Source organism: Streptomyces sp. NPDC013157 (assembly GCF_042899865.1).
Taxonomy (GTDB): Bacteria; Actinomycetota; Actinomycetes; order Streptomycetales; family Streptomycetaceae; genus Streptomyces.
In genome coordinates this window covers 888,897-909,037 of the sequence record NZ_JBIBAK010000002.1, presented here as the reverse complement: position 1 = coordinate 909,037, position 20,141 = coordinate 888,897, and the positions used below count along the sequence as shown (strand labels likewise).

Genomic DNA, 20,141 nt, shown 5'->3' with positions numbered 1-20,141 from the left:
GCCGGAAACCCAGCGGTGAGTTCGTGGTGCGCGGCAGACTCCTGATCAGTAGCGGGCGGTACTCGCCAGCAGCGGCGGGTACACCGCGCTCGGCACCCCGTCGACCGTGGCGCCCGCGTACTTGAGCATGGTGCCGACCCGGTGGTTGAGGTCGTGCGGGAAGTTGAGGGCCGGGGCCGACACCTCGTCCAGCCGGGCCGTCTGTTCCGGTGCCAGGCGGAGGTCGAGGGCGGCGACGTTGGCCTCCAGGTGGGCGAGGGTGCGCGGGCCGATGAGGGTGGAGGTGACGCCGGGGCGGTTCTGTACCCAGGACAGGGCCACGGCGGCCGGGCTCGCGCCGGTCTCCTCGGCGACCGCGGCGAGCGCCTCGATCACGGCGAACTGCTCGTCCGAGGGCTGCCCGAGGAGGGCTGCCCGCTTCGCGTCGGCGGGTGCGGACCGGTCCCTGCGGTACTTCCCGGAGAGGTAGCCGTTCTTGAGCGGGGACCAGGGCAACAGCCCCATCCCGGCGTCCTGCGCCAGCGGGACCAGCTCGCCCTCGATGGTGCGCTCCAGCAGCGAGTACTCCATCTGCAGCGCCGTCACCGGTGTCCAGCCGCGCAGCAGGGCCGTGGTGTGGGCCTTGGCGGTGAACCAGGCCGGGGTGTCGGAGAAGCCGACGTACCGGATCTTGCCGGCCGTCACCAGGTCGTCGAGCGTCCGCAGGGTCTCCTCGACCGGGGTGGACCGGTCGTGGTTGTGCAGCCAGTACAGGTCGACGTAGTCGGTGCGCAGCCGGCGCAGCGAGTCCTCCAGCTGGCCGACGATCGCCTTGCGGCCGGCGCCGCCGCCGTTGGGGTCGCCGAGGTGCAGGTTGCCGAAGAACTTGGTGGCCAGCACCAGGCGGTCGCGGCGACCGGGGCGGGCGGCGAGGAAGTCGCCGAGGATCGCCTCGGAGTGGCCGTTGGTGTAGAAGTTCGCGGTGTCGACGAAGTTGCCGCCGAGGTCGAGGTAGGTCTGGAGGATCTTCTCCGACTCCTCGACCGAGCAGCCGAAGCCGCCGTCCTCGCCGAAGTTCATCGCGCCGAGGCAGAAGGGGCTCACCTTGAGCCCGGACCGGCCGAGACCGACGTACGAGTCGAGTGCCATGAAATGCTCCGTGGAAGATGCGTGGGGAATGCGACTCCTCGAGCAAACCAGGCTGAGCTGCGGGAACGTTAGAGTGATCGCACCGCCGGCTTGCACGATCCTGTCGCGTTTCCGGGGGAGGGCGTTGCGGCCGTTCCCGGCCGGCGTTTGAATCGGGAGCGTGTCCCTCGACGAACTGTGCTCCCTGATCGACCGGCACGCCCCGCGCGACGCCGACGCCGTCCCCGCGATCGACGGCCTCATGCTGACCCGCGCCGAACGGCCCACCGGGCCCCGCTCGGGCATCGTGGACCCCGTCCTCGCCCTGGTCGCCCAGGGCGCCAAACGGCTGACGCTGGGTGGCCGGATCTACGACTACGAGGTGGGCCAGTACCTGGTCGTCTCGGTCGACCTGCCGGTCAGCGGGCAGTGCACCCGGGCCACCGCCGAGCGGCCGTTCCTCGGGTTCGGCTTCCGGCTGCGGCCCGCGCGCATCGCCGCGCTGCTCCTCGAGTCCGGCACCGACCCGTACGCGGCCGGGATGCGCCGCCGCACCGATCTGCCCGCGCTCGCGGTCGGCGAGGCGCCCGCCGACCTGGTCGACGCCGCCGTCCGGATGGTCCGGCTCCTCGACCGGCCCACCGACATCGCGGTGCTCGCCCCGATGATCGAGCGGGAGATCCTGTGGCGGCTGATCACCGGCGAGCAGGGCGCACTGGTCCGGCAGATCGGGCTCGCCGACGGCAGGCTCACCCAGATCAGCAGGGCCGTCCGCTTCATCCGTGATCACTACAGCGACCCGCTGCGCATCGAGGACCTCGCCCGGCTCTCCGGAATGAGCGCCTCCCCGTTCCACCGGTACTTCCGCGCGGTCACCGCGATGACCCCGATCCAGTACCAGAAGCACATCCGCCTCCAGGAGGCCCGGCTGCGCCTGATGAGCAGCACCGACGACGTGGCGGACGTGGGGTACGCGGTCGGCTACGACAGCGCCTCCCAGTTCAGCCGCGAGTACCGGCGGCAGTTCGGCCGGCCGCCGGGGGCGGACGCGGTACGGCTGCGAAACGCGGAGGACGAGGTCCGCACCGGTCAGTAAGCTGCTCGGATGCCAGAACAGATATCCGAACGTGGTGCGCTGAGCGGGGACTGCGCCCGCTGTTTCGGGCTCTGCTGTGTCGCCCTGCCGTTCGCTGCCTCGGCGGACTTCGCGGTCGACAAGCCCGCCGGAAAACCCTGCGCGAACCTCGGCGGCGACCACCGCTGCGGGATCCACGCCGAGTTGCGGCAGAAGGGGTTCAACGGCTGCACGGTCTACGACTGCTTCGGCGCCGGGCAGAAGGTCTCACAGGTCACCTTCGGCGGCCGGGACTGGCGGAGCGGGTCCCGGGAGGACGCCCGCCGGATGTTCGACGCGTTCCCGGTCGTCCGGCAGCTGCACGAACTGCTCTGGTATCTGGCGGAGGCCCTGGGCCTGGCCGCCGCCCGCCCCGTCCACGCCGATCTGCGCGCCGCGCTGCGGAAGACCGAGCTACTGAGTCTCGGGACGCCCGGAGAGCTGGCCGCCCTGGATGTGGCCGCGCACCGGCAGGAGGTCAATGTGCTGCTGCTGCGGACCAGCGAGCTGGCCCGGGCCGGGGTGCGCGGGAAGAAGAAGGACCGGCGCGGCGCCGACCTGATGGGCGCCCGCCTCAGGGGCGCCGACCTGCGCGGGGCGAGTCTGCGCGGCGCCTGCCTCATCGCCGCCGACCTGACCGGGGCCGACCTGCGGGACGCCGACCTGATCGGCGCCGACCTGCGGGACACCGACCTCCGCGACGCGGACCTCACCGGCGCCTTCTTCCTGACCCGGCCCCAGCTCGACGCGGCCCGGGGCAACGCGGGGACGCGCCTGCCGGCGTCAGTCACCCGCCCCGTGCACTGGGCAGCCGCCGCCGGTCTCTGACCCGGGCGCGTCCGGCACGGTCACCGGCGCCGGGGCGGGGGTGCGCCGCTCCAGCCGCAGCCGCAGCCCCTCCGGCATCAGCGTCAGCCGCTCGGTCACCCGCAGCCGGTAGTCCGGGTCGGCCCCGAGGCCGTAGCGGCGCAGCAGCAGGCCGAGGACGAGGGTGGCCTCGTGCAGGGCGAACTGGCGGCCGATACAGGCGCGGGCGCCGGTGCCGAACGGCTTGAAGGTGTGCGGGGCCCGGCCCCGTGCCGCCTTCGCCTCGAACCGGTCCGGGTCGAAGCTCTCGGCGTCAGGGCCCCACACCTCGGGGTCCCGGTGCAGCATCGGCGTCAGGACCAGCGCCCAGCCGCCCCGCCGCATCGGATGCCGCCCGGCCAGCACGGTGTCCTCGCGGGCCTCGCGGGCGAACGCGGGAGCCGTCGGCCACAGCCGCAGCGACTCGTCGAGGACCCGGCGGACATAGCGGAGCTTGGCCACCTGGTCGTAGCCCGGCGTGGGCGTGTCACCCCAGACGCGGTCCACCTCGGCGGCGGCCCGGGCGGCGATCCCGGGGTGCAGGGCGAGGTAGTGCAGGGCGAAGGAGAGCGCGCCCGAGGTGGTCTCGTGTCCGGCCACCAGGAAGGTGATCACCTGCCGTCGTACGTTCTCGGCGGACAGCCGCTCACCGGTCTGCGGATGGGCCGTCTCCAGCATCCGGTCGAGCAGGTCGCCCTCCCCGCGGCCGGTCCGGCGCCGCTCGGCGACGAGATCGTCGACGGTGCGGTTGAGGAAGTCGATGTCGGCCGCGTTGCGCCGGGCGGCCTGCCGCAGCATCAGCGGGGCCAGCGGCCCGGGCACGCTGTTCAGGCGCTGCGCGTAGGTGAGCGTGCCGATCATCGCGGTGACGAAGGGATGCGGCCGGTCCCGCTCGAAGGAGCCGAAGTCGTGCCCGAACCCGGTGCGGGCGATCGTCTCCAGGGTCAGCTTGGTCATGTCGCCGGGCACGTCCACCCAGCGGCCGGCCGCCAGCACCCGGTCCCAGTGGTCGGTCAGCCGCCCGGCCACCGCCAGCATCATCGCGTGGTAGCCCTCCATGGCCTCCCGGCTGAAGCCCGGCGCCAGCACGTCGTGCGCCAGCTGCCAGTTCGGCTCGTGGTTGTACGCCGTGAACAGGCCGTCCCCGGCGACCGGACGCAGGTTGGCCACCCCGAGCCCCACGTGCTTGGCGAACCGCGACTCGTCGGCCATGTCGGCGGCCAGTTCGGCACCCCACACGAAGACGAACTCGTTGCCGAACGCCTTGCGGCGGAAGATCGGGCCGAGCTGGGCGCCCAGGCGCATCGAGTCCTGCAGGGGGGTGCGCCTGTCGACGCCCAGGACGTCGCCGAGCAGGGGCACCCGGCGCGGCGGACGGGGGATGCGGCTCAGCTCGGGCCAGCCCTGTTCGGCGCCCCGGAACCCCTTGGGCAGCGGGGCGTCCGCCTCCGTCCGCGTGACCGTCTCCGCCATGACGCGATCTCCCTCGATGCTGCGGCAGGTGAGGTAGTTGTACATGGGTTCAATAAGCGGTTTCAGTCTCGTCCCGTTGCTGAACCCACGTCAAGTAAGGTGCGGGTATGGCCGCGAACCCGAGTGAGCGCACCCGCCGCAGGCTCAGTACCGCGGAACGCCGTGAGCAGCTCCTCTCGGTCGGGGCCAGGCTCTTCTCCGAGAGCCCCTACGGCGACGTGTGGATCGAGCAGGTCGCCGAGATCGCCGGGGTCTCCCGGGGCCTGCTGTACCACTATTTCCCGACCAAGCGCGACTTCTTCGCCGCGGTGGTGGAGCGGGAGAGCGAGCGGATGCTGCGGATGACGGCGGCCGAGCCCGGTGTGCCCGCCCGTGAGCAGCTGACCGCGAGCCTGGACATCTACCTCGACTACGTCCACACCCACGCGCACGGCTTCCGGGCGTTCCACCGCGCCGAGGCCTCCGGCGACCAGGCCGTGCGGCGCGTCTACCGGCAGGCGCAGGCGGCCCAGGAGCGCCAGATCCTCGCCGCCCTGGCCGCCGACCCCGAGTTCGGCCCCGCCCTCGACCGGCGCCCGGACGCCCGCCTCGCGGTGCGTGGCTGGCTCGCCTTCACCACGCATGTCTGCCTGGAGTGGCTGCGCACCGAGGAGCTGACGCGGGAACAGGTGCGGGACCTGTGCGCGCGGGCCCTGCTGGGCGTCATCTCCTGACCGTCCCGGTCTCTTTCCGTGCCCTGTTCTCCGCGTGCGTGACGCACGCCGTGCTTGGCGTACTCCCCGATCTTCGCTAGGTTAGGTGAGGCTTACCTAAGGAGGTTCGGGATGGGTGACGAACAGGCAGCCTGGGCGGCCGGGCCCGGTGCGGCGGAGCAGGCCCGGTCCCTGCTGGCCGTCGCGTGGTCGTGCATGGTGACCGCGGACGGCGGACGCGAGGAGTACGTCGGCGCGCACGCCGTCGCCGGCGACGGCCGGGTGCTGCTGCGCGTGCCCGAGGACGGCGCCCTGCGCACGGCCGCGATCTGCGCCCCGCGCGGTGAGCCGTCCGCGATGCTGGAGTTCGCCGACGTCGCACCCGTCCCGGTGCGCAGCCGGATCCGGGCCCGGCTCTGGATGGCCGGCTGGTTCACGCCCGCCGACGAGCACCTCGTCTTCCGGCCCACCCGCATGGTGCTGCGCCGGCCCTCCGGTGCGGTGGTCGTCGACCTCGACGAGTTCGCCGCCGCGAACCCCGATCCGCTGGCCGGCGCCGAGGCCGGACTGCTCACCCATCTCGCCGACGCCCACCCGGACGCCGTCGAGCGGCTCACCCGGCTCGTCGAACCCGAGAGCCTGCAGGCCGCGACCCGCGTCCAGCCCCTCGCCGTGGACCGGCACGGACTGACGCTGCGCATCGAACGCACCCGAGCCCACGGCGACGTACGGCTCGCCTTCCACGCGCCGGCCGACGACGTCACCCAGCTCACCGAGCGCATGCACGTCCTGCTGGCCCAGGCCGGCGCGGCCGCCTCCTGCCCGCGGACGCTACAGCGGCAGCGCGCAGACCGCGACCGGTGACGCGAACGGCTCGCCCGCGAGCCGGAGTCCGCCGCTGTGCGGATCGACGGTGAAGACGCTCACGGTGCCGGACCGCTGGTTGGCGGTGAACAGCAGCCGGCCGTCGGGGGAGAAGGCGATCTGGCGGGGGAAGTCCCCGTGCACCGGCACCGTGTCCAGCAGCCGCAGCCGGGCCCCGGCGGCCTCGACCGCGTACCTCGCGAGCGTGTTGTCGCCCCGGTTGGCCAGGTAGGCGTAGGCGCCGTCCGCGGTGACCAGGAACTGGGCCGGGTAGTTGGTGGTGCCGGCGGCGCTGCCGGTGGACTGAGGCTCGCCGATCGTCAGCCGGCCGGTTGCCGGGTCGTAGCCGCAGACCGCGACCGTGTTTCCCACCTCGTTCGCCAGGTACGCGTACCGCCCGCCCGGGTGGAAGGTCAGATGGCGCGGTCCCGCCCCCGGCCCCGTGTGCGCCCGGGCGGCCTCGGTGAGCGTGCCCCGCGCGGGGTCCAGGCGGTAGCTGTAGACCGTGTCGGTGCCGAGGTCCACGGCGAGGACGTGGCCGCCGTCCGGACTGGTGATGAACTGGTGGGCGTGCGGTCCCTGCTGTCCGGGCCCCGGCGCCGGGCTGGAGTGCGTCACCAGGTCCGTGCGCTCGCCGAGGGCGCCCGAGACGTCGACCGGGTGCACGGCCACGCTGCCCGAGGTGTAGTTGGCGCTCAGTAGCCAGCGGCCGGTCGGATGGACCGAGACGTGACACGGGCCGGCCCCGCCCGTGCTCCGGCTGCCCAGGATTTTCCGGTCCGGCAGGCGTACGGCGGTCACGCTCCCGTCCGTGCGCTCGTCCGCCGCGTACAGCGTGCGGCCGTCCGGGTGGACGGCCAGGTACGACGGGTCGGCGACCCCCGTGAGCGTGCCGGCGCCGGTGATCCCGCCGGTCGCCGGATCGTAGGTGGCGAGGCCGATGCCGGTGCCGCCGCCGTCCACGGAGGTGTACGTGCCGAGGTAGAGCGGGCGGGGCGCCGAGGAGGTCTTCGCCGGGCTGTCGGCCGCCGGGTGGGCCGCCCGGCGCGGCCGTTCCGCGGGTGGTGCCGCGGGCGCCGGGACCGCGACCACCGCGGCCGCGCCCCCGAGCGCGCCGACGAACCGGCGCCTGCTCCAGCCGCCGCGCGTCCCTTCCGTACCGCTGCCCATGCCACGCACCTCAGGTCGTGATTCACCCCGGACCTGACACACCTTGACGTGGACCGAGGGGGCAGCGCAAGAACAGCAACGCCCGTTGCGTCCAGTGCAATGGAGTCACCAGTCGCCGTCCTCCACCGGCTTGCCCTGCGCGTCCTTCAGGGGAACCACCTGCCCCGGGGACGGCTGTTGCCAGGGCTCCAGGTCGTCGCCGAGCCAGTCGCCGACCGGCTTGACCGCCTCCAGGGTGTCCGTGGGGGCGAGGTCCCGGGCGTCCTGGTCGTAGTAGTCGTACCAGGGCAGGCCCGCGCGGGTGTACGCCGCCCGGTCCACCGGCGAGGGCGGGGGTGCCTCGCCCGTGATGCGGTGCCACTGCGGGGGCGTGACCAGGTGCACGAAGACGCGCCCGGCCGGGTTCTCGGCCCAGTCCCGCAGCGGACGCTCGTCCAGGTACACCTCCTGGCGCATCGAGCCGCCGACACCCAGCCCCATCGCCGCCGGGGCCGACCTCCGCCCCCGGGCCGCCGGGGCCGCTCCCGGCGCGGCCGCCGCCATGGGCGGTGCCGCACCGAAGGCGCCGGCCGACCGCCTGCTGCGCGTCCGCTCCCGGCCCAGCCGCTCCTGCCGCAGCCGCTCCTGACGGTGGTACTCGGCGAGCGCCTCCTCGGACAGCGGGAAGGACTGCAGTTGCACCCCGCCCCACACCTCCTCGCCGGTGACCTGCCCCTCCACCGTCGCACCCAGACCGAGCGGAACCGCCACGAACTGGCGCACCGTGCCCTTACCGGTGTTGATCCCGTCGAGCCACGGCTGCCGGGGGAGCGCCAGATAGTTCTGCGGCTGCTGCGAGAGCCGGTCGCTCCACGGCTTGCCGGACACCGCGCACACCTTGCCCACGCCGACCTGGAGAGCCGCCGGCCGTGCCGTGCCCGCGAAGCTCAGCCACATCGCCTCGCGCAGGTACACCGGCAGCATCACCCCGCCCCGTGCCCGCCACTCGTCCGGAACCGTGTCCGGGAAGTCGCCCACCCGCCGGACCGGAAACTCGCCGAGCCCCGGCGGCAGCGGATGCGTGCCCGTCTCCGGCAGCCGCAGCGTGCGCACGAACCGCACCGCCACCCCGCCCGGCAGCCGCAGTGTGTTCCCGTCGATCCGTACCGCCGTGTCCGTCATCGGCGTACCCCCTTCCCCGTCCGTGACGGAGAACGCCCCGGACCGCCGTCCTGGTTCCGCCACAGCCGCTCCGGTACGCCCACCCGCTCCCGCAGCCAGGTCAGCCACGGCCGCTTGGCGCGCTGCTCACCGGAGACCCGGTCCAGTTCCTCCAGCAGGCGGCGGGTGCGGTGCTCGGTGTCCAACTCGTCGAGGAGCCGGTTGACCTCGGTCAGGACCGCGCCGAGCAGCTGCCAGTTCCGGTCGTCGCGGCGGACCTCGTCCTGGAGCAGTTCGGCGAGCTTGTCGCGGGTGCCGGTCGCGGTGTGCAGTTCGGCGGCGAGCCGGGCCTCGGCCGACTCCGCGTTCTCGCTGATGCTGGTGGTCACCAGCACCGCGAAGCTGACCACGGCGTCGGCGATCTGGGACAGCAGCTGCTCCAGGGCCGTGCCCGCGTCCGACGCGAACAGCGGTTCGGGTTCGCGGGCCTTTGCCAGGTCGGTGAAGGTGCGGGCCAGTACGCGCAGCACGACCGTGCAGATCTCCAGCGTGTCCAGGCCGGTGCGCAGCACCACCCGGTGCAGCAGGCCCTCCCGCACCCGTGGGTTGAGCCGCAGGCTGTCCTCCGCCTGCCGCAGCGCCGCGTCCACCTCGACGATGGCGTGGTCCAGGCGGCGGGCCTCGTGCAGCCGTGCGGCGGCCTGCTGCCAGGGCATGATCTCGGCGGCCTCCTCGCCCATCCGCAGCATCAGCTGCCGCAGCCGGCGGGCGAGGCCCTCGATCGACTCCCCGGCCTCGTCCACCCACACCGGGGGCGGCAGGAGGAGGTTGCAGCCCATGCCGACGACCGCGCCGATCAGGGTCTCCACGATCCGCGCCCACGCGGTACTGCTGATGGTGGTGACCCCCAGCACCAGCATGGCGCTGATCGCCACCTCGGGGATGTACTCGTCGACGCGCACCAGATGCCCCACCGCGAGCGAGGCCACGATCAGCAGGGCCAGGCTCCACCAGGTCAGCCCCACCAGCTGGCTGAAGGCGATGGCCACCAGCACCCCGGCCACCACCGCGTTGACCCGGCGGAAGCCGTTGGTCAGGGTGGCGTACAGGGTCACCTGGACGACGAGCAGCGCGGTCAGCGGGGCGGTGAGCGGGGCCGGCTCAGGGCTCAGGTGGAGCGCGACGACGTAGGCGATCGTGGCCGCGGTGGCCGACCGCAGCGTCTGGACGACCACCGGGTCCCGGTGCCGCCGCAGGAGTCGCGACAGCCCCTCGGTCCACTTCCCTACGTTTTGCATCCCTTGGCCTGTTCCCACTCGGGTGTCACGGCGAACGTGTTTTCCACAGATCATGCGCGTGCAGATGGCTGGTTGACCAGAGCCGATTACGGAGGGTGCCCGGCCCCGCGCACCCGCCTCGGAAACCGAACGCCCGGCCGACGCGTCTTCTGCACCCGAGGTGCCGAACGGTCGGGCGGGGCGGAAGGGTTGGGGCGTTGAACTTCGGGGCGGTGCTGTGCACGGTGGCCGGCCTGGGGCTGCTCGTGGCCGCGGTGCACGAGGGCACGGTGGTGCACCGCCTGCGGCGGCACGGGGTGCACACCTGGGGATCCGTCGTGGACAACGTGCGCACCAGGGACGGCGACGGACCGAAGTGGGTCCCGGTCATCGCCTTCACGGACCGCCTGGGCTACCGGGTGGAGTTCTCGCCGCGGGTGCAGGGGTCCGGCATGGGACTGGCGACGGGACGGCAGGTGGAGGTCGTCTACCTGGCGCAGAACCCGCAGATCGCCCGGGTACGCATGCGGCGGCACGTCGTGGGGCCGGTGGTGTTCCTGACCTTCGGCGCGGCGGCCTTCCTGGGGGCCGGGGTGCTCATCGCCATGACGAGCTGACACCCACGGCAGAAAGGCCGCGACCGGGGGGACCGCGACCGGCTAGGGTCGGCCGGCATCGGACCGGCCACAGGGGGAAACCGATGGAACTCACGGACGTCGGCACTGCGCGGGGCGCGGCGGCGCTGCGCCATGTGGCCGCGCTGTCCTCCGGACCGCCCCTCGACCCCGGCCTGCGCATCACCCTGAACTTCCACCCCGACCGGCTCTCGGCCGGTCTGCCGATCCTGGAGGCGCTCGCCCGGGACGGCGCCTACCACTCCCAGTTCGTCACCGGCACCAGCAACGGCGGGCTCACCGCGCACCCCGGCGGCGACCGGTGGCGCTGGGAGAGCCGGATCTTCGGCGGGACCTACGACGACGCCCACCCGGCCGAGCGGCCGGTGTACGGCGCGCTGGACTTCCGCCGCCAAGTGGTCGGCGCGGCCCCCCGGTTCGGTTCCTCGCACCTGCGTCTGACCGGACCGGCACTCCACCGTGCCACCTTCTGCTACCCCGACAGCGCGGCCGAGCCCACGGACTTCGGGGTGGCCGCCGGTACCCACCTGCCCGCCCTGGCCGAGGCCGACGAACAGGACGCCCTCAACGACTACATCGAGGCACAGGTGCACGGCGGGGTACGGCTCGACCGGGACGTCGAGGCACTGGTGCTGGACGCCTGCTACCGGAACACGCCCGTGGCCGCGGCCGCCCGCCGGCTGCCCTTCCCGGTCGAATGGCACCCCGGCTACCGGCTCACCGTGCCCGACCTGCGCCGGCACGCCGACTACCGCGGCCCGGAGTACGCCGAACTCGGCGCCGCGATCGCGGAGAAGGGCGTGGTCGACCCCGGGATCATCGGTGCCGCGGCCCGCGCCGGCCGGTACGCCGTCCAGGACCTGAAAATGGTCTGGCACACCCTGGCCCGCTTCGGCGCCCCGGAAGGCGCGGGTACGGCCCACCGGGCCGGGGCGGGCGGCCAGGCGTCCGGGGTGAGGACGCCCAAGGCGTAGGCGCGGGCGACCAGTTCGGTGCGGTTGGCCGCGTCCCAGCGGGCCGACGGCCGGCGCAGGCGGTAGGTGACGCCGTCCCTGGTGAGGCCCGCCCGCCTCCATGCCCACCTCAGCTCCCTTCGCCCTCATCGAAGGCGACCACCGAGGTCAGAGGCAACCTGACTGCCCGGCGCAAGAGTCCGCGGGCACTTTCGACTGCACGATCGTGTAGGACGACGGCACCGCGCCCCACCCGTGCGGGACCACGCTGGACCGCAGGACTTTCCGTACCGCGAAAGGCAGTTGTCGCGCCATGCCCCCCACCGCGCCGCACCCCGACCCCGCACCCGTCCTGCCCGGCGTCCCCGTCGTCGACATCACCGCCACCGGCCCCGGCCGCACCCCGATCCAGCAGGTCATGGACCTGATGCGGGAGCACGGGCCGGTGCTCGTACGACGGCTGCACGGGCGGGACACCCTGTTCGTCGCCGACGCCGACCTGGTCGCCGACCTCGCCGACGAGGAGCGGTTCGCCAAGCACGTCGGACCCGCCCTGGAGAACGTCCGCGCCTTCGCCGCCGACGGGCTGTTCACCGCGTACAACGACGAGCCCAACTGGGCCAAGGCACACGACATCCTGATGCCCGCCTTCGCCCTCGGCTCGATGCGCACCTATCACCCGGTGATGGTGAAGGCCGCCCGTCGACTCATCGCGTCCTGGGACCGGGCCGCCCGCGACGGCCGCCCGGTCGACGTCCCGGACGACACGACCTGGATGACCCTCGACACGATCGGCCTGGCCGGGTTCGGCTACGACTTCGGCCGAGGGCTTCACCCTGACCCTCGGCGACCTGACGGGCACGGTCCGCGCCTTCACCGCCGCGCTGCGCACCGCCCTGCTGGAGCGGTACGGCGACCCCGACGCCACCCCCGCCGGACCCGGGCCCACCGCCGTGTACGAGGTCCGCACCCTGACCGGCGGCCCCTCGACGCCCTCGCCGAGCGCCACGGACTCGTCCCCATGACGGTCACCGAGGCGTACGACCTCACCGCCCCCGGCCACCCCCGCACCAAGCGTTTCCTGCGCGTGGCACTGCCCGACGGCGTCACCTACCGCACCGCCGACCACCTCACCGTGCTCCCCGCCAACGCCCCGAATCTCCCTGCGCGACGACCCGCGCACCCTCGTCGAGATCATCGAGGACCACCCCGCCCTGCGCGGCGCCCTCGACTGGCCCCGCCTCCTGGACCTCCTGACCCCGCTGAAGCCCCGGCACTACTCGATCTCCTCGTCCCCGGCCACCGCCCCCCGCCACGCCGACCTGATGATCTCCCTCCTCGAGGCCCCCGCCAGGTCCGGCAAGGGCACCTACCGGGGCACCGGCTCCGGCCACCTGGCCGCCCTGCGCCCGGGCGACACGGTGTACGCCCGCGTCCGGCCCTGCCGGGAGGCCTTCCGTATCGACGGCAGCGCACCGGTCGTCATGATCGCCGCGGGCACCGGCCTGGCCCCCTTCCGCGGCGCCGTCGCGGACCGCACCGCAACCCTCGCGGCAGGTGCCGAACTCCCGCCCGCCCTCTGCTACGTCGGCTGCGACGCCGCCGACGCCGACTACCTGCACGCAGACGAACTGCACGCCGCGCAGACCGCCGGCGCCGTCTCCCTGCGCCCGGCCTTCAGCACCGCGGGCACCTTCGTCCGGCACCGCATCGCGGCCGAGGCCGACGAGGTGTGGCGGCTGCTGGAAGCGGGCGCCCGGGTGTACGTCTGCGGAGACGGCAGCAGGATGGCACCGGGGGTACGGGAGGCGTTCCGCACGATGTTCCGCGACCGCGTACCCGGGGGAAATCCCGACGAATGGCTGAACTCCCTGGTGGTGGAAGGCCGTTATGTGGAGGATGTATACGCGTCGAGCTGATCGACGCCGCCGCCTGCAGCGGCCCCGTCAGGGGCGCGGGGAACTGCGCGAGCAACCACGACCGACCTTTCGCCCGCGTACGACCTCCACCTCCATGGCGCGACCCGGCACCGACCGCATCACCCCCTCCTTAGCTCACATCGTGAACTAAGGGTTGGGAAAATATCGCTTCCCGCTGCCCGAAGGAGTATGTTGCAGGTCGGGCAGGGTTCGTGAAGGGAGCCACATGGCGGGGCGGAACGGGCGCACGGTACGCGACCTCAGAAGGGCCAACCGCACGGCCGTACTGCAGCGGCTCTACTTCGACGGCCCCCTCAGCCGCTTCGAGCTGGGCCCGGCCACGGGCCTGAGCTCCGGCTCGGTGAGCAACGTGGTCGCCGACCTGGTCGCCGACGGCCTGGTCGAGGAGGCCGGCAGCGTCGACTCCGACGGTGGCCGCCCCCGCACCCTGCTGCGCGTCGCCCCGCACAGCGGTCACATGATCGGTGTGGACGTCGGCGAGACCCGGGTCCGCGTCGAGCTGTTCGACCTCAACCTCACCGAACTGGCCCGCGTCGAGCGCCCCTTGGAGCAGCAGGGCTACGACGTCGAGGTGATCGTCGGCCACATCCGGGACGGCATCGACGAGGTCCTCGCCACCGAGGGCTCCTCGCCCGAACTGCTCCTCGGCGTCGGCGTCGGCGTCCCCGGCATCATCGAGCACACCGACGACCGGGGCGCCGTCGTGCACGGCCAGACCATCGGCTGGGACGCCGTCCCCCTGGAGGAGCTGCTCCGCAGGGGCTGCCGGCTCCCGGACTCCGTGCGGTACTTCATCGACAACGGCGCCAAGACGCTGGGCCAGGCCGAGATGTGGTTCGGCGCCGGGCGTGGCGCGGACAACGCGGTCGTGGTGCTCTTCGGCTCCGGCGTCGGCGCCTGTCTGGTCACCGCCGACGTGGAGAACGGCCGGGCGGTCGAATGGGGACATCTGACCGTACGGGTACGGGGCCGCCGCTGCCGCTGCGGCGCGCTCGGCTGCCTGGAGGCGTACGCCGGCGCCGAGTCGCTGCTCGCCCGCTGGCGCGAGGAGGGCGGCCGTCCGGCCGAGGGCCTCGACGAGGAGAGCGCGCTCACCGCGATGCTCGCCGCCGCCTACCCGGCCGAGGGCACCGATGCCGACCCCGTGGCACTCGCCGTCCTGGAGGAGACCGCCGAGTACCTGGGCGCCGGCCTCTCCGACCTGATCAACCTCTTCCAGCCCGAGCGGATCCTGATCGGCGGCTGGGCCGGCCTCCAGCTCGGCGCCCGCTTCCTGCCCGCCGTACGCCGGTACGCGACCACGTACGCGCTGCGCCACCCCGCCGAGCAGGTCACCATCGACCTCGGCCGGCTCGGCCCGGACGCGGTCACCGTCGGCGCCGCGATCCTGCCCCTCGCCGACTTCTTCAGCCGCGGCGGCCGCCGCGCGGAACCGGCGACCGAGGACCGGCTCCCCGCCTGGCGCGCGGCCCTGGAGGAACGCAGCCCGCGCTGACCCGGGCGCTGCCCCGCCCGTCCCACGCCGACCCCGCGTTTCGCGCCGTTCCGCCGAGGTACTCGCCGGACGCCCGTAACGAGGCCTCGGAACGACGCGAGGGGAGTACGCCGTGGGCGACAAGCAGGACGGCAAGCCGGTACCCCGGGACCTGCCGGACCAGCAGGCCGGGTCCGGTCAGGACCCGTGGGAGGCGGCGGAGAGCGGACAGCCCGAGGGCCGCGGCGACGAGGACCTCCCTGACCCCGACGAGGCCGGCGCCGGCCCCGGTGGCACCCCGCGCTCGGGGTCCGTGCATCCGGAGGACCCCGTGCCCGACGAGCCGTCGGCCTAGTGCCGGAGTACCTGGGAGGAACGCCATGACCCTCGCCGACCGGCTCCGCTCCTGGCCTGTCTACCGCCAGCTCACCGGCCCCGACCGCACCGGCCGGGGCGCGGCCGCCAAGTCGTCGTACACCGAGAACCTGCACCCCCGCACGGAGAGCGCCGAGCGTGTCGTGAAGTCGGTGTGCCCGTACTGCGCGGTCGGCTGCGGCCAGCAGGTCTACGTCCGGGACGAGAAGGTCGTCCAGATCGAGGGCGATCCGGCCTCCCCGGTCAGCCGCGGCCGCCTCTGCCCCAAGGGCTCGGCCACCCTCCAGCTCACCACCGGCCCCGCCCGGGAACACCAGGTCCTCCATCGGCGCCCGGGCGCCACCGACTGGGAGCCCCTCGGCCTGGACACGGCCATGGACATGGTCGCCGACCGCGTGATCCGCACCCGGCGCGAGACCTGGGAGTGGGAGTACGAGGGCATGCGCACCGCCCGCACCATGGGCATCGCCAGTCTCGGCGGCGCGACCCTCGACAACGAGGAGAACTACCTCATCAAGAAGCTGCTGACCGGCCTCGGCGTGGTCCAGGTGGAGAACCAGGCCCGGGTCTGCCACAGCGCCACCGTAGCCGGGCTCGGCACCTCCTTCGGGCGCGGCGGCGCCACCACCTTCATGCAGGACCTCCAGCACGCCGACTGCATCGTCATCGAGGGCTCCAACTTCGCCGAGTGCCACCCGGTCGGCTTCCAGTGGGTGATGGAGGCCAAGCTGCGCGGCGCCACGATCATCGACGTCGACCCGCGCTTCAACCGCACCAGCGCCCTCGCCGACCTGTACGTCCCGATCCGCGCGGGCACCGACATCGCCTTCCTCGGCGGGATCATCAACCACGTCCTGACCGAGGAGAAGGACTTCCGCGAGTACGTCCTGAAGTACACCAACGCGGCCACCCTGGTCGGCGAGGACTTCCGGGACACCGAGGACCTGGACGGCGTCTTCTCCGGCCTCGACGAGGAGAAGGCCCACTACGACCCCCACAGCTGGCAGTACGAGGGTGTCGAGGTCCAGCAGCCGACGGGCGAGGCCGACGAGCTGTACGAGGACCGCACCAGCAAGTCCGCGGGCGCCGAGGCACACGGCTCCGGCGGTGCCCGGACGGGCCACCGCGCCCCCACCGACGAGACGCTCCGGCACCCGCGCTGCGTCTACCAGGTCCTCAAGCGCCATTACGCCCGCTACACCCCCGAGATGGTCGAGAACGTCTGCGGCATCCCCCGCGAGACCTTCCGGAAGGTCTGCGACGCCCTCACCGCGAACTCCGGCCGGGACCGCACCAGCGCCTTCTGCTACGCCGTCGGCTGGACCCAGCACTCCACCGGCAGCCAGTTCATCCGCGCCGCGTGCGTCCTCCAGCTGCTGCTCGGCAACATCGGCCGCACCGGCGGCGGCATCCTGGCACTGCGCGGCCACGCCTCCATCCAGGGCTCCAGCGACATCCCCACCCTGTTCAACCTGCTGCCGGGCTACATCCCGATGCCGCACGCCCACGAGGACATGAACCTGGACAACTTCATCGAGGCGAGCAAGACGGTGAAGGGCTTCTGGTCGAACATGCGGGCGTACGCGGTGAGTCTCCTCAAGGCGTACTACGGCGACGCGGCCACCCCCGAGAACGACTTCTGCTTCGACCACATCCCGCGCCTGACCGGCTCGCACTCCACCTACGACACGGTGATGGCCCAGCTCGACGGCGACTGCAAGGGCTACTTCCTGCTCGGCGAGAACCCGGCCGTGGGCTCCGCCAACACCCGTCTCCAGCGGCTCGGCATGGCCAACCTGGAGTGGCTGGTGGTCCGGGACTTCTCCCTGATCGAGTCGGCGACCTGGTGGAAGGACGGCCCCGAGATCGAGACCGGCGAACTGCGCACCGAGGACATCGGCACCGAGGTGTTCTTCTTCCCGGCCGCCGCCCACACCGAGAAGTCCGGCTCCTTCACCAACACCAACCGCTGGGTGCAGTGGCACCACACGGCCGTCGAACCCGAGGGCGACGCCCGCAGCGACCTGTGGTTCATGTACCACCTCGGCCGCCGCATCCAGGAGAAGCTGGCCGGCTCCACCGACCCCATGGACCGGCCGGTCCTCGACCTGACCTGGGACTACCCGGTCAGCGGCGAGCTGGACGAACCGGTCGCCGACGCCGTGCTCGCCGAGATAAACGGCCACGGCCCCGACGGCGCACCGCTGAGCGCCTACACCGAGCTCAAGGAGGACGGCTCCACCCGCTGCGGCTGCTGGATCTACTGCGGTGTCTACGCGGACGGCGTCAACCAGGCCGCCCGCAAGAAGCCCGAGTGGGAGCAGGACTGGGTGGCCGCCGAATGGGCCTGGGCCTGGCCGGCCAACCGCCGCATCCTCTACAACCGCGCCTCCGCCGCCCCCGACGGCACCCCGTGGAGCGAACGCAAGAAGTACGTCTGGTGGGACCCGGAGGAGGGCAGGTGGACCGGCCGGGACGTCCCGGACTTCGTGCCCGACCGCGCGCCCGGCTACGAGCCCGACGCGGACGCCGAGGGCGTGGCCGCGCTGCGCGGCGACGACCCGTTCATCATGCAGGCCGACGGCAAGGGCTGGCTCTACACCCCGGCAGGTCTGGAGGACGGCCCGCTGCCCACCCACTACGAGCCCCAGGACTCCCCGTTCCCCAATGCCCTGTACCCCTCCACCCCGCGCAGCCCGGTGCGTCGGCTGCTGCCGCGGGAGGGCAACCGCTATCACCCGAGCGGGGACGAGAAGGGCGCCGAGGTCTTCCCGTACGTCGTGACCACGCACCGGCTCACCGAGCACTTCACGGCGGGCGGCATGAGCCGGTGGTCGGAGTACCTCTCCGAGCTGCAGCCGGAGTTCTTCTGCGAGGTCTCGCCCGCACTGGCCCGCGAACGCGGCCTGGAGAACGGCGGCTGGGCCACCATCGTCACCGCCCGCAACGCCGTCGAGGCCCGGGTCCTGGTCACGGACCGCATCCGGCCGCTGCGCGTCCAGGGCCGCACCGTCCATCAGATCGGCCTGCCCTTCCACTGGGGGCCCAACGGAGTGGCGCGCGGCGACGCGGCCAACGAGCTGGTGGCCATCGCCCTCGACCCCAACGCCCACATCCAGGAGGACAAGGCGCTCTCAGCCGACATCCTGGCCGGCCGCCGCCCCCGCGGTCCCGGCCTGCCGAAGCTGGTCGCCGAGTACCGCAGGCGGGCCGGCATCACCGCGGCCACCGGAACGGAGGTGCGCAAGTGACCGAGGGCCGTGTCGGATTCTTCACCGACACCTCCGTCTGCATCGGCTGCAAGGCCTGCGAGGTCGCCTGCAAGGAGTGGAACGCCATCCCCGAGGACGGCCTCTCCCTGACCGGCATGTCGTACGACAACACGGGTGCGCTCGGCGCCTCCACCTGGCGGCACGTGGCCTTCATCGAACAGCCGTGCCCGGACGGCCGAACCGAACTCCCGCTGGTGGACGGCGGGTCCGGGGGCGGCGACGGCGGCGGTGACCTGCGCTGGCTGATGTCCTCCGACGTCTGCAAGCACTGCACCAGCGCCGCCTGCCTCGACGTCTGCCCCACCGGCTCGCTGTTCCGCACCGAGTTCGGGACCGTCGTCGTCCAGGAGGACATCTGCAACGGCTGCGGCTACTGCGTGCCCGCCTGCCCGTACGGTGTCATCGAGCAACGACCCGCCGACGGACGGGTGTTCAAGTGCACCCTGTGCTACGACCGGCTCGGCGCGGGACAGGAACCGGCCTGTGCCAAGGCCTGCCCGACCGAGTCCATCCAGTTCGGCCCTCTCGACGAACTGCGCGAACGGGCCGCCCTGCGCGTCGACCAGCTGCACGAACAGGGCGTCGCCGACGCCCGGCTGTACGGCCACGACCCGGACGACGGGGTCGGCGGCGACGGCGCGTTCTTCCTGCTGCTGGACGAACCCGAGGTGTACGGGCTGCCCCCGGCTCCCGTGGTCACCACCCGCGATCTGCCCGCCATGTGGAAGCACGCGGGCGTCGCCGCCCTGTCCCTGCTGGGCGGCGTGGCCGCCTGCTTCGCGGCCACGGCAGGAGGGAGCAGGCGATGAGCGTGCCGGAGCGCGGCGGGCGCAAGCGGCGTGGCCGGGGTGAGCGACCGGTGGTGCCCCGCGCCGAATTCGGGTCCTACTACGGCCGCCCGGTCATCAAGCCGCCGTCCTGGGCCGCCCCCGACATCGCCGGGTACTTCTTCCTCGGCGGGCTGGCGGGCGCCGGGTCGGTCCTCGCGGCCGGCGCGCACCTGACCGGCCGTACGGCGACCGCCACGGCGCTGAAGGTGTCGTCGCTGGCCGCCGTCTCCCTGTCGGCGGCCGCACTGATCCACGACCTGGGCAGGCCGGGCCGGTTCGCGAATATGCTGCGGGTGTTCAAGCCCACCTCACCGATGAGCATGGGCTCCTGGCTGCTCGGGGCCTACGGGCCCGCGGCGGGTGCGGCCGCCGCGAGCGCCGTCACCGGCCGGCTGCCGCGGCTCGGGGGCGCCGCAACCGGCGCGGCGGGGCTGCTCGGACCGGCCGTCGCCACGTACACCGGGGTGCTGGCCGCCGACACCGCCGTACCGGCCTGGCACGACGCCCACCGTGAACTGCCGTACCTCTTCGCCGCCTCCGCCACGGCCGCGGCGGCCGGTATGGCCCTGGTGACCGGGCCCACCCGGGAGAACGCGCCCGCGCGCTGTGCCGCCGGGCTGGCGGCGCTGGCGGACGCGGCGGCGGAGCGGGCCGCGGAGCGGCGGCTGGGCCTGGTCGCCGAGACCTGGCAGGCAGGGCGTGCCGGGACCCTGCTGCGGGCCGCGCGGTACCTCACCGCGGGCGGCGCGCTGGGAGCCGTCGTGCTCGGCGGCCGCCGGGTGCCCGCGGCCGCCTCGGGGCTCGCCCTGCTGGCCGGTTCGGTGTGCACGCGGTTCGGCGTGTTCGCGGCGGGCGTGGCGTCCGCCGAGGACCCGAAGTACACGGTGGTCCCGCAGCGGCAGCGGCAGCGGGAGCACGCCGAGGCCGTACAGCCGGCCACCGGCTCCTGAGGCTCCGCCGGGGCGGCGTTTCGAACCCC

16 protein-coding genes and 3 pseudogenes are annotated in these 20,141 nt (G+C 73.2%); 13 read left to right on the top strand and 6 right to left on the bottom strand.

The window, feature by feature from the left end:
• Positions 1-45 precede the first annotated feature (45 nt).
• Positions 46-1,128: an aldo/keto reductase gene (locus ACFY6U_RS09475; protein WP_390036275.1), complete on the bottom strand. Its 1,083-nt coding sequence runs from the start codon at positions 1,126-1,128 to the stop codon at positions 46-48.
• Positions 1,129-1,288: 160 nt separating this feature from the next.
• Between ACFY6U_RS09475 and ACFY6U_RS09470 the strand changes: the two genes are divergently transcribed.
• Both ACFY6U_RS09470 and ACFY6U_RS09465 read left to right on the top strand, forming a co-directional pair.
• Positions 1,289-2,203 carry an AraC family transcriptional regulator N-terminal domain-containing protein gene (locus ACFY6U_RS09470; protein ID WP_390036273.1) on the top strand — a complete coding sequence of 305 codons (915 nt, stop codon included), beginning with the start codon at positions 1,289-1,291 and terminating at the stop codon, positions 2,201-2,203.
• 9 nt (positions 2,204-2,212) lie between these two features.
• A complete protein-coding gene (locus ACFY6U_RS09465; RefSeq protein ID WP_390036271.1) occupies positions 2,213-3,049 on the top strand; it encodes a pentapeptide repeat-containing protein in 837 nt (278 codons plus the stop codon).
• Here ACFY6U_RS09465 and ACFY6U_RS09460 read toward each other — a convergent pair.
• Positions 3,005-4,540 carry a cytochrome P450 gene (locus ACFY6U_RS09460; protein WP_390036269.1) on the bottom strand — a complete coding sequence of 512 codons (1,536 nt, stop codon included), beginning with the start codon at positions 4,538-4,540 and terminating at the stop codon, positions 3,005-3,007. The genes ACFY6U_RS09465 and ACFY6U_RS09460 overlap by 45 nt on opposite strands.
• A 107-nt stretch (positions 4,541-4,647) precedes the next feature.
• Between ACFY6U_RS09460 and ACFY6U_RS09455 the strand changes: the two genes are divergently transcribed.
• Both ACFY6U_RS09455 and ACFY6U_RS09450 read left to right on the top strand, forming a co-directional pair.
• Positions 4,648-5,253, top strand: a complete 606-nt coding sequence (locus tag ACFY6U_RS09455) for a TetR/AcrR family transcriptional regulator (RefSeq protein WP_390036267.1) — start codon at positions 4,648-4,650, stop codon at positions 5,251-5,253.
• 111 nt (positions 5,254-5,364) lie between these two features.
• The gene (locus ACFY6U_RS09450) at positions 5,365-6,096 is read left to right on the top strand and encodes a DUF2470 domain-containing protein (protein ID WP_390036265.1); all 732 of its coding nucleotides are present in this window, start codon (positions 5,365-5,367) and stop codon (positions 6,094-6,096) included.
• On the opposite strand, the gene ACFY6U_RS09445 is transcribed toward ACFY6U_RS09450, so the two are convergent.
• The 3 genes from ACFY6U_RS09445 to ACFY6U_RS09435 form a co-directional block, all read right to left on the bottom strand.
• Positions 6,064-7,266, bottom strand: a complete 1,203-nt coding sequence (locus ACFY6U_RS09445; RefSeq protein ID WP_390036263.1) for a lactonase family protein — start codon at positions 7,264-7,266, stop codon at positions 6,064-6,066. The genes ACFY6U_RS09450 and ACFY6U_RS09445 overlap by 33 nt on opposite strands.
• A 105-nt stretch (positions 7,267-7,371) precedes the next feature.
• Entirely contained in the window at positions 7,372-8,427 is a 1,056-nt protein-coding gene (locus ACFY6U_RS09440) for a hypothetical protein (RefSeq protein WP_390036261.1), read from the bottom strand.
• Entirely contained in the window at positions 8,424-9,704 is a 1,281-nt protein-coding gene (locus tag ACFY6U_RS09435) for an aromatic acid exporter family protein (RefSeq protein WP_390036259.1), read from the bottom strand. The genes ACFY6U_RS09440 and ACFY6U_RS09435 overlap by 4 nt, the downstream gene beginning before the upstream one ends.
• 197 nt (positions 9,705-9,901) lie before the next feature.
• Here ACFY6U_RS09435 and ACFY6U_RS09430 point away from each other — a divergent pair, with 197 nt between their 5' ends.
• Entirely contained in the window at positions 9,902-10,300 is a 399-nt protein-coding gene (locus tag ACFY6U_RS09430; RefSeq protein WP_390036257.1) for a DUF3592 domain-containing protein, read from the top strand.
• An 83-nt stretch (positions 10,301-10,383) separates the two neighbouring features.
• Complete coding sequence (locus ACFY6U_RS09425; RefSeq protein WP_390036255.1) at positions 10,384-11,292, top strand: DUF3626 domain-containing protein; 909 nt, start codon at positions 10,384-10,386, stop codon at positions 11,290-11,292.
• On the opposite strand, the pseudogene ACFY6U_RS09420 reads toward ACFY6U_RS09425, so the two are convergent.
• Positions 11,247-11,396, bottom strand: a pseudogene (locus tag ACFY6U_RS09420) (diguanylate cyclase); the annotation flags it as partial. The gene ACFY6U_RS09425 and the pseudogene ACFY6U_RS09420 overlap by 46 nt on opposite strands.
• Positions 11,397-11,584: 188 nt before the next feature.
• On the opposite strand from ACFY6U_RS09420, the pseudogene ACFY6U_RS09415 reads away from it, so the two are divergent.
• From ACFY6U_RS09415 to nrfD, 7 genes and pseudogenes are all read left to right on the top strand, one after another.
• A pseudogene (locus ACFY6U_RS09415) lies at positions 11,585-12,034 on the top strand (cytochrome P450); the annotation flags it as partial.
• Between the two features lie 82 nt (positions 12,035-12,116).
• Positions 12,117-13,190: pseudogene (locus ACFY6U_RS09410) on the top strand (reductase); the annotation flags it as partial.
• 226 nt (positions 13,191-13,416) lie between these two features.
• Positions 13,417-14,706 (top strand): ROK family protein, encoded by a 1,290-nt coding sequence (locus tag ACFY6U_RS09405; protein ID WP_390036253.1) that lies wholly within the window; start codon positions 13,417-13,419, stop codon positions 14,704-14,706.
• Positions 14,707-14,818: 112 nt separating this feature from the next.
• Positions 14,819-15,040, top strand: a complete 222-nt coding sequence (locus ACFY6U_RS09400) for a hypothetical protein (RefSeq protein WP_390036251.1) — start codon at positions 14,819-14,821, stop codon at positions 15,038-15,040.
• A gap of 25 nt (positions 15,041-15,065) precedes the next feature.
• Positions 15,066-18,311 (top strand): formate dehydrogenase, encoded by a 3,246-nt coding sequence (gene fdh, locus ACFY6U_RS09395; RefSeq protein WP_390036249.1) that lies wholly within the window; start codon positions 15,066-15,068, stop codon positions 18,309-18,311.
• On the top strand, positions 18,308-19,141 hold the full coding sequence (locus tag ACFY6U_RS09390) for a 4Fe-4S dicluster domain-containing protein (RefSeq protein WP_390036247.1): 834 nt from the start codon (positions 18,308-18,310) through the stop codon (positions 19,139-19,141). Before fdh ends, ACFY6U_RS09390 begins: the two co-directional genes overlap by 4 nt.
• A complete protein-coding gene (gene nrfD / locus ACFY6U_RS09385; protein ID WP_390036245.1) occupies positions 19,138-20,112 on the top strand; it encodes an NrfD/PsrC family molybdoenzyme membrane anchor subunit in 975 nt (324 codons plus the stop codon). Before ACFY6U_RS09390 ends, nrfD begins: the two co-directional genes overlap by 4 nt.
• Positions 20,113-20,141: the final 29 nt, after the last annotated feature.

Coding starts and splice junctions, on each gene's coding strand:
- ACFY6U_RS09475 (WP_390036275.1), bottom strand. CDS start 1,128: ATGGCACTCGACTCGTACGTCGGTCTCGGCCGGTCCGGGCTCAAGGTG.
- ACFY6U_RS09465 (WP_390036271.1), top strand. CDS start 2,213: ATGCCAGAACAGATATCCGAACGTGGTGCGCTGAGCGGGGACTGCGCC.
- ACFY6U_RS09460 (WP_390036269.1), bottom strand. CDS start 4,540: ATGGCGGAGACGGTCACGCGGACGGAGGCGGACGCCCCGCTGCCCAAG.
- ACFY6U_RS09455 (WP_390036267.1), top strand. CDS start 4,648: ATGGCCGCGAACCCGAGTGAGCGCACCCGCCGCAGGCTCAGTACCGCG.
- ACFY6U_RS09450 (WP_390036265.1), top strand. CDS start 5,365: ATGGGTGACGAACAGGCAGCCTGGGCGGCCGGGCCCGGTGCGGCGGAG.
- ACFY6U_RS09445 (WP_390036263.1), bottom strand. CDS start 7,266: ATGGGCAGCGGTACGGAAGGGACGCGCGGCGGCTGGAGCAGGCGCCGG.
- ACFY6U_RS09440 (WP_390036261.1), bottom strand. CDS start 8,427: ATGACGGACACGGCGGTACGGATCGACGGGAACACACTGCGGCTGCCG.
- ACFY6U_RS09435 (WP_390036259.1), bottom strand. CDS start 9,704: ATGCAAAACGTAGGGAAGTGGACCGAGGGGCTGTCGCGACTCCTGCGG.
- ACFY6U_RS09425 (WP_390036255.1), top strand. CDS start 10,384: ATGGAACTCACGGACGTCGGCACTGCGCGGGGCGCGGCGGCGCTGCGC.
- ACFY6U_RS09405 (WP_390036253.1), top strand. CDS start 13,417: ATGGCGGGGCGGAACGGGCGCACGGTACGCGACCTCAGAAGGGCCAAC.
- fdh (WP_390036249.1), top strand. CDS start 15,066: ATGACCCTCGCCGACCGGCTCCGCTCCTGGCCTGTCTACCGCCAGCTC.
- nrfD (WP_390036245.1), top strand. CDS start 19,138: ATGAGCGTGCCGGAGCGCGGCGGGCGCAAGCGGCGTGGCCGGGGTGAG.